This window comes from Clostridiales bacterium (assembly GCA_030016385.1).
In the GTDB taxonomy this organism is placed as follows: Bacteria; Bacillota; Clostridia; order Clostridiales; family Oxobacteraceae; genus JASEJN01.
Genome location: JASEJN010000086.1, coordinates 1 through 9292 on the forward strand (window position 1 = coordinate 1; position 9292 = coordinate 9292).

Here is a 9292-nt window from a genome sequence, read left to right on the forward strand (position 1 = left end):
CCAAGAACTTATCAAAACTCTCATAATGCTCATTCGTCGCTCAAAATAACATAATTCTATTTACGCCTGATTTCAAATTACGAATTGAAGTATACATATGTTCTTATATAATAATTAGATACTAACACATTATATGATATTTGGAATATTGCAAATTTAGCAATGCATATTGACAAAAATTACATGCTGATAATATAATCCCATCTTTAACAGTTGATAAAAAGAAAAAGCTTGAAAGCCTTTGAAAATAAGATGGTTCAAGCTTTTTTAAACTGATTAAAAAGTGAGTAACTTTAAAGAGTTATAAATATATTGCATAGTCATAAATTATGTGCTATATTATATTTACTTTGTGATATATCACAAGAAATATCAAGTGATCTATAACCATTTTCTTTAAAGAGAGAAATCACCTGATAATAATAGAATAAGTAACAAAAGATGGAAAAAAAAGTTATCAAGTCAATAGCATGGTAAAATAGGCCATAAGTAAGTAACAGTGACAATATAAAATTGCTTTTATCTATAGGGAGGAGAAAATAGTGGATTCTCAAAGATTAAATGTTATGCTCATCTTTTCTGATCACTTAAGAGCAGATGCACTTGGGTGCTTTGGCAATAATCTGATTAAAACGCCCAATATCGATCAATTGTCAGAAAACGGAACGCAGTTTAATCAATGCATGGTTACACAACCGACTTGTACTCCGTCAAGGGCTTCCATATTAACTGGAAGATATCCATCGGCAATTAGGACAAGAATGGTAGGATGCTCCATGCCTAAGGAAGAGATGACCATTGCAGAAATTTTAAGAAAAAATGGCTACAAAACGGCATCTATAGGGAAGATACATCTGGTGCCTCAATTTATAGAGCAGCAGGCTATAAATAATACCGTCACATCCCATAATGACGACGGCGACAAGAGTCATTATGACTATTACGGGTTTGAAGAAATTGATTTGGTAGATGGCCAGGGGTATAGATGTGTTGGAGATAAATATATTCAATGGCTCAATGAGCAGGTACCTGATTGGCAGAAATTAATATCAAAATCGGAGCGGTATGAGGATGGGACCAAAGATACGCTTGTATATCCTTTGCCTGAAAGGGTACATTCAAGTAATTATATTGGTGATAAGGCAGTGGAGTTTATCGAACAGCAAGATGAAACTCCTTTCTTTCTCCATGTCTCTTTTCCGGATCCACATCCTCCTTACAGTGTTCCGGAGCCTTATGCAAGCATGTACCATCCAGAGGATATAGAGGATCCCATCTTGCCGGTGACAAAATCAAAAGGGTTGAATAGCCGATTTGAAGATGTGTATTTCGGGAGAAAAAACAATAGAATGATAACGGCTACCGGTAAAATGTGTGATTGCCCTCTTGGGACAAATTATGATGATTATTCCAAATATAGTAGAAATAATTGGAGGAAAGTGCGTTCTCTTTATTATGGAATGGTGTCATTAGTGGACAAAAATGTCGGCAAAATATTAAAGGCGCTCGGGCGAAAGCAATTGCTAAATAATACGCTGATTGTGTTTGTGGCAGATCATGGAGATTACCTGGGAGATCATGGATTTTCAGGAAAAGGATTTCATTTTGATAGTGTAATAAGGGTTCCGTTAATATACAGTTGCCCGGGTATAATAAAAGAGCAAACAATCGATAACATTGCATCTACTGTAGATATTGTGCCGACCATTCTTGATATTCTTAATATGGAAGAACCCATAGGCGTTCAGGGTATTTCAGAAAAATCGGTAATTCTTGGGAATTCCAATTACAGGCGGACATCTGCGTTAACAGAAAATGACGATGATATGGGTAAGCTTAGAATGCGTACGATTACTACGAACGAATGGAAGCTTACCTATTATGCAGGTGAAAATTTTGGAGAATTATACGATAGGATAAAGGATCCTCAAGAGCGGAACAATTTGTGGGACGTACAGGAATATAGGGGAATAAAGGGCAAATTGTTAAATATGCTGTTGGAAGAAGTCATATGCAGTATTGATGTAAAAAATGGGAGAACTCAGGAGCCTGCTCCTTCAGTGGTAAAGTGGATACCAAAACATTATCGATTAACGAAGGCATTGAGCCGATAGAATATATAGAAATTTTAATAAAAAAAGGGGGATGAAAAAAGTGAATATATTGTTAATTACTACTGATCAGCATTTATATGATACCGCTCTACCTGATTTTCCGGTTGAACTCAAAGGAATTAAGAGACTGCGTAAATCGGGAATGTTTTTTACCAATGCGTTTACACCGACTGCCCAATGCTCACCGGCTCGAGCCAGTTTATTGACAGGCTTATTGCCACATGCGCATGGAATGTTCAATAATTGCCATAATAGGCCTCATATTATTGAAGACTTGCCTGTTGGCCAGTGGACGTATACAAGAGCATTAAAGGAAAAAGGTTTTTTAGTGGGTCAAGTTGGAAGATGGCATATATCTAAAAACATATCTCCAATGGAGTACGGTGTAGATGATTACATCAATGAATACAATGATATTATGAGTATGGAAGAGAGGAAAGCGCTAAATCAATCCTTAAAGGGTATTATTCAGGTAAGGGAACCTGTAGCGAAAGGAGAGGTTTTAAGTGGGGTATATGCGAATCAAATAGAAGCCCCGGAACAAAAATTAGCTTCAAAAGCGATGGATTTGATGGAGAAGTATGCGGAAAGCGGTAGGCCATGGCACTTAAGGGTTGAATTTGGCGGTCCACATGTACCTTGGATAATACCTGAAAAATATGATAATCTGGTGGATTCTTCCGCCATTAAGAAGCCAATTAATTTCGATGAGACTTTTGCAAACAAGCCAACTATACAAAAAAGGCAGCATAGGAGTGCCAATCTTTGCAGCTGTTATCATGATTGGGACTGGGCCAGCAAGAATTTGATACGATACTACGGTTACATAGCCCTGTTGGATGATCAGATTGACTCATTGCTCAATAAGTTGGATACTCTCGGTATGACTCGGGATACAATGGTTATATTTACATCGGATCACGGGGAAATGGCCGGTGCCCATAACAGAATCGGCAAGGGTGAACTACCCTATGATGAAATATATCATATACCCATGGTTGTAAGCTGGCCAGGTCATGTGAAGTCCGGCAGTATATGCGATGAATTTGTAATGCTGCATGATTTGTGCCCAACCATGCTATCTGCTGCGGGAATTGATTGCCCAAATCATCTTCATGCAAGGAATTTTATGGGTTTGTTGTTAAATGAACCTGTTAAAAATCAGGGTAGGAAACAAATACTGATGGAACATCATGGCACTTTTCAACCACTCATGATTCGGATTTTAAGGGATAAATATGGAAAATATTGCTTTAACCCATTTGATTTCGATGAATTTTACAATTTAGAGGAGGATCCTGGCGAATTGATTAATCTGATCAATGATCCTTCATATCAGTCGATCATACAGGACTATCGCAGTAGACTTTTGGAAGAACAGGAGCGCGTGGGAGAAAAGTGGAGTAAGATATCCTATTGGTTTCTGAATGAGCTTGCATTTCAAGAAAAAGACAAGAGTGGGGATTAAGCTTAGTCTTCTATAAAAAGGGAAAATGGAGGGTAAAGCATGCAAGAATTAGTAAAAAAGCATTTGTACGTTATGGAAAAGCACATTATCCATTATAAAATACCAGGAATTGTAGTAACAAATAGAAGATTATTGCAGATGATTTTTCAACATAGCGATAGCGATGGGATAGCATTTAGCGTCCCCGCTGAAATCATAGATTTTGTTAAGAAATTTTATACGGCACAAGAGTATCTTAGGGGTGATGCATGATTTGTGCTGCCTGCCATTTATTATGATAAATGGCTTTTTTGTTGCCTTCATAAATCTTATAATGCTCTTCCCGTAATATTTTTTAAATAATTTGCATGCATTCCCTTAAGTAAACGATGACGATCTTCAATTCGTAATTTGAAATCAGGCATAAGCAGGATTATGTTATTTTGAGCGACGAATGAGTGTTCAAGATAACATAGGGCTCATATTACGAATCAAGGGATGACGATATATCTGATTAAATAAAAAACTTCGACGTGATATAATGGTAAAAAAGGCGGCTTTTATGCCTTGAAAGAATCGAAGGGGATGGATATAAAAAATGAATAAAAAATTGCTTTTAGCAATAATTACACTATTAAATAAAGGAGAGAATGATAAATATGAGGATTTTGTTCTTGGATCTTGACACATTACGTTCTGACCACCTTGGATGTTATGGATATCACAGGAATACATCGCCGAATATCGATAGGATAGCAAAGGATGCTGTAAGATTTGACAATTATTATTGCTCAGATGCACCATGCCTTCCGTCACGTACTGCTTTGATGTCAGGCCGTTTTGGGATACATACTGGTGTAGTAGGCCACGGAGGGACAGCTGCGGATTTCAGGATTGAAGGCGAAAACCGTGGCTTTGTGGATGCTCTTTCAAGGGAGAGCCTGCCTGCATTTTTGCGTTCGGTAGGTTTTAAAACTGTGTCCATAAGCCCGTTTGCAGAGAGGCATTCTTCATGGACATTTTATGCAGGATTTACTGAAATGCATAATACGGGTGGAAGAGGGCAGGAATCGGCAGAAGAAATTACTCCCGAAGCGTTGAAATGGATTAAGGAAAATGCCGGAGATGATAACTGGTTTTTACATATAAATTATTGGGATGCTCATACGCCGTATAGGGTACCTGCAAAATTTGGAGATCCTTTTGAAAATGATCCATTACCCGACTGGATAACCGAAGATGTTTTAAAGAAGCATCAAAAGTTGGTCGGACCCCATGGAGCTCTGGAAATCAACATGTACGATAATTATGAAAATCCGAAATTCCCCCGCCAGCCTGGCGAAATCAAGAATATGGACGATTTGAGAAGAATGATCGACGGATATGACTGCGGAATCCGTTATATGGACATGCATATAGGAATTATCCTGGATGCCCTTTCGAAACAGGGCGTACTTGATGATACGGCAATTATTGTAAGCGCTGACCATGGTGAAGCTCAGGGAGAACTTGGCATGTATGGTGAACATGGTACTGCGGATAACGTAACCTGCAAGATTCCCATGATTATAAAATGGCCGGGCTGTAAAAGGGGATATATAGATAAGGGGCTCCATTATAATCTTGATTTATGTCCTACGTTTTCGGAACTGTTTGGCAGGGTTCCTGCCCCAAGTTGGGATGGCAGAAGCTTCGCCAAAGCAATATTAAGCGGCAGTGAATGCACAAGGGAGTATTTGGTTATAAGCCAGTGTGCGCATGTTTGCCAGCGGGGTGTAAGGTTTGGAGATTGGCTATATATAAGGACCTATCATGACGGATACCATCTATTCCCGGATGAGATGCTGTTCAATATTAAAAAGGATACTCATGAACAGGATAATGTAGCTTCTAAATATCCTGATAAATGTAAAGATGCCGTATATTATCTTAATCAATGGCATGACGATATGATGAAGTCGATGCCATATGATGTGGATCCATTATGGACGGTGATAAAGGAAGGCGGCCCTTATCATGCCAAGGGCAATCTGCGAAGTTATTGTGAATATTTAAAGAAGACAGGCAGGGAATATGCCATCCCCGAACTTAAAAAAAGACATCCAAATGAGTTTAAGTAAAAGCAATTTTTAATGTGACTAAACTTCGGTCCGTAATATGAAATAAATTACGAATTGAAGGTTATTAAAAAGGGTGACGGATTTGGCTAAGATATATACAGGCTCGTTAATCATGCCGGTTTCCGGTAATTGTAATTTGAGTTGTGCATATTGCTACAGGGCACAGATGCGGGATAATAATGTTAAAAGAATGTCTTTTGATGTACTTGAAAGGTTTATAGCGCAATATATTGAATTGAATCCGGTAATGCCGTCGTTTGGATGGCAGGGAGGAGAGCCGCTTTTAGCAGGGCTCGATTTTTATAAAAAAGTTATCGAACTTCAATGCAAGTACAAAAAGAGCAACACGGCAGTATCCAATTCGATTCAGACAAATGCTACATTGGTAAATGACGGGTGGGCAAAATTTTTCAAAGAGAATGATTTTCTGGTAGGCGTCAGCATCGACGGTCCTTCGGAATACCATGATTCTTTAAGAGTCGATTCAAGCGGCGGACCTACACTAAAAAGAGTTTTAAGGGGTGTTGGATATTTAAGAAAATATGATGTTGATTTCAATATACTTCTCACAATAAATAAATACAATGTAAAGCATGCGGTAAAAGTATTCAGATACTTGATAAATAAAGGCTTTTATTATGTTCAACTTATACCTGTCACCGACTTTAACGACAGGGGTGAGCCTTCAGCATATACTATAACACCCGATGAATACACAAATTTCATATGCACGATATTGAATGAGTGGATAAAGCTTGACAATCCGTCGGTATATGTAAATATAATCGATATTCTACTGCATTCTTATCTTGGATATAAGCCGCCTTATTGTGTATTTAACCGCTTATGTGATAAAATGATTACCGTCGATTATAACGGTGATGTATATCCATGTGATTTTTTTGCCGAGGAGAAATATAAAATAGGTAATATAATGGAATCCGACATAAATGATATGTTCAAAATGCAAAGTTATAAAAGTTATATCGGGAATATGCATGCACTGCCTGATGAATGCAAGGTATGCAGATGGTTTTTTACCTGCCATGGAGGATGCATGAGGCATATGGACGTATTCAAAAAGGGCGTTAAGGAAAATTATTTTTGCCGGTCATATAAAAAAATATTTGAGTATTATTTTGATACTTTTAACCGGGTTAAAAACAGCCCACGGAATAGTAATTTAAGAAATTTTTTGTTATCATTGCAGGAATAGAAAATAATAATTAGATTTGATTTTTAATATAATTGTGCCGCAGGAATGATGTTTTTTGATATACCGGTAGTTTTACAAGAAACCGCCGGTATATCAATGTCATATTAAAGAAATTTATTCTGTAACATAAAAAGAGGCTTTCAGTTTACAATTGCTGTCTGTTCCTATAAACAATCTGAATTCTCCCTTTTCCAATACGGGTTTCGACTGCCTATCCAGGAAAGCGAAACGTTCAGCCGGAATTTTAAATGATATTGTTTTAGTCGTATTTGCAGGTATCTCGGTTTTTACAAAGTCGCATAGACGCCTTACAGGCGTTGCAATGGAACTTACAACATCCATAAAATATGCCTGTACAACTTCTTCGGATGTTATATTGCTTTTATTGGTCACATCCGCCTTTACAGATAAAATATCACCCTTTTTAATATATGGATTCTCTATTTTAATATTGGAATATTCGATATCCGCATATGTAAGGCCATAACCAAATGGATAAAGGGGTGTAACATCAACATCGATGTATCTTTTGAACATCTCGTAAGGTCTTCCGCTTGACAGCCTGGAATAAAAAACAGGAATTTGTCCTGTAGAACGTGGGAATGTGGCGGTAATTTTGCCGGCGGGGGCATAGTCCCCGAAGATAATATCAGAGCAGGCATTTCCGGCTTCAATACCGCCATGCCAGGCAAGCAGAATCGCATCGGCATTTTGGTCTAAAAACTCACATGCCAATGGGCGTCCGGTCATAAGTACTGCAACCACAGGTTTCCCTGTCGATTTTAAAACATCGAGGTATTGATTCTGTATTTTTGGTAAAGATATATCGCTGCGGCAGTGAATCTCACCTGTCCAGGATTCAGGTTCTCCGCAAGCGTATATAATAACGTCGCAGTCCCTTGCCATATTCTTGGCTTTTTCAAAATCGCAACTGCATCCATTTTCAAAATCACAGCCTTTTATGTATTCAATAGTATTATCACCGGTGTTTTTTAATGCCTGAAGCAGTGTCACCGCGTCATGCTCATTGCCCTTACATCCCCACATGCCTATCATATCCCTAGCAGCGTCTGCAAGAGGGCCCGTTACAAGGATCTTGCCGCCGGTCTTCTTTAGCGGAAGTATGTGCCCTTCATTTTTTAAAAGCACCATCGAACGTCTTGCCATATCGCGCGCGGCGTTTCTAAATTCATCGCATAACTGGATGTTTTCATTTTCAGTGTTCTTATACGGGTTATCGAATAAGCCGAGGGCAAACTTGACGCATAAAATACGCGTTACACTTTCATTTATACAGTTTAACAGTTCAGGATCTTCATTAACCAGTTGCTCCAGGTTTTCCATATATACGCCGGAATGCATGTCCATATCATTTCCCGCCTTAACACCAAGACGTGCGGCATCTTTCCTGTCTTTTGCAACCCTGTGGTAAATAAGTTCCATAATCGATTCCCAATCAGATACAACGAAACCTTCAAAACCATATTCATTTTTCAAAATATCTGTCAGAAATTTTTTGCTTCCGCTGGCAGGCTCGCCATTTATGGTGTTGAACGAACTCATTATAGACATTGCGCCTGCATCGACGGCAGCTTTATATGGAGGCATATATACGCTGTTTAGGGTATGCTCGGATATATCGGCGCCATCGTAGTCACGGCCGCCTTCGGATAGGCCGTATGCGGCAAAATGCTTCGGGCAGGCTGCAACATATGGATAATTTGTTTCAGGATTTATGCTCTGGAAACCCTGTACCCTTGCCCTGGCGATTTTGCATCCCAAATAGGGATCCTCTCCTGCTCCTTCTGCAATACGTCCCCATCTTGGATCGCGGGATATATCCACCATAGGAGCGTATATCCAGTTTATGCCCGACGCAGAGGCCTCCCTTGCGGCAATACTTTCAGAATATTTGATCTTGTCCAAATCCCAGCTGCAGGATGTGGCAAGAGGTATCGGGAAAATAGTCCTGAAACCGTGGATTACATCATCTCCAATTAACAAAGGTATCCCCAGGCGGGTTTGCTCAAATGCGACTTTTTGCAGTTCATTTACTTTTGCTGCGCCATATACGTTTAAAAAGCCGCCTACCAGGCCTTCTCTCAAATATTCCATTTTAGTTTCTTTCAGCGAGCCAAATAAAGACATTTGACCGATTTTTTCTTTCAGAGTCATTCTGCTTAACAGTTTCAAGGATTTATCTCTGTATTTTTCTGCTCGAAACCTTTCTCCCATAAAAATCACCCCTTAAAATATTTAATTCTAATGATAATATACAATAATTAATTTTGCCAGTAAATAAAAGACAGCAATTATATTTAACTTCGATTGGCAATATGGGATTATGTTATTTTGAACACTCATTCGCCAGATTCAAGTTTTGTAAGTTCTAAGG

The 9292-nt window shown here is 38.7% G+C and carries 6 protein-coding genes; 5 read left to right on the forward strand and 1 reads right to left on the reverse strand.

Annotated elements, in window-relative coordinates:
* The first annotated feature begins 542 nt into the window (after window positions 1–542).
* The 5 genes from QME45_13820 to QME45_13840 all read left to right on the forward strand — a co-directional run bounded on the left by QME45_13820 (window position 543) and on the right by QME45_13840 (window position 6897).
* Window positions 543–2114 carry a sulfatase-like hydrolase/transferase gene (locus QME45_13820; protein ID MDI6619707.1) on the forward strand — a complete coding sequence of 524 codons (1572 nt, stop codon included), beginning with the start codon at window positions 543–545 and terminating at the stop codon, window positions 2112–2114.
* A 40-nt stretch (window positions 2115–2154) separates the two neighbouring features.
* Window positions 2155–3582, forward strand: a complete 1428-nt coding sequence (locus QME45_13825) for a sulfatase-like hydrolase/transferase (protein MDI6619708.1) — start codon at window positions 2155–2157, stop codon at window positions 3580–3582.
* Window positions 3583–3621: 39 nt separating this feature from the next.
* Window positions 3622–3834, forward strand: coding sequence for a hypothetical protein (locus QME45_13830; GenBank protein ID MDI6619709.1), 213 nt, complete (start codon window positions 3622–3624; stop codon window positions 3832–3834).
* 401 nt (window positions 3835–4235) lie between these two features.
* Complete coding sequence (locus QME45_13835; GenBank protein MDI6619710.1) at window positions 4236–5681, forward strand: sulfatase; 1446 nt, start codon at window positions 4236–4238, stop codon at window positions 5679–5681.
* Between the two features lie 82 nt (window positions 5682–5763).
* Entirely contained in the window at window positions 5764–6897 is a 1134-nt protein-coding gene (locus QME45_13840) for an anaerobic sulfatase maturase (GenBank protein ID MDI6619711.1), read from the forward strand.
* A gap of 114 nt (window positions 6898–7011) precedes the next feature.
* Here the strand turns inward: QME45_13840 and QME45_13845 are convergent, their stop codons facing one another.
* A complete protein-coding gene (locus QME45_13845; GenBank protein ID MDI6619712.1) occupies window positions 7012–9132 on the reverse strand; it encodes a glycoside hydrolase family 3 N-terminal domain-containing protein in 2121 nt (706 codons plus the stop codon).
* Window positions 9133–9292: the final 160 nt, after the last annotated feature.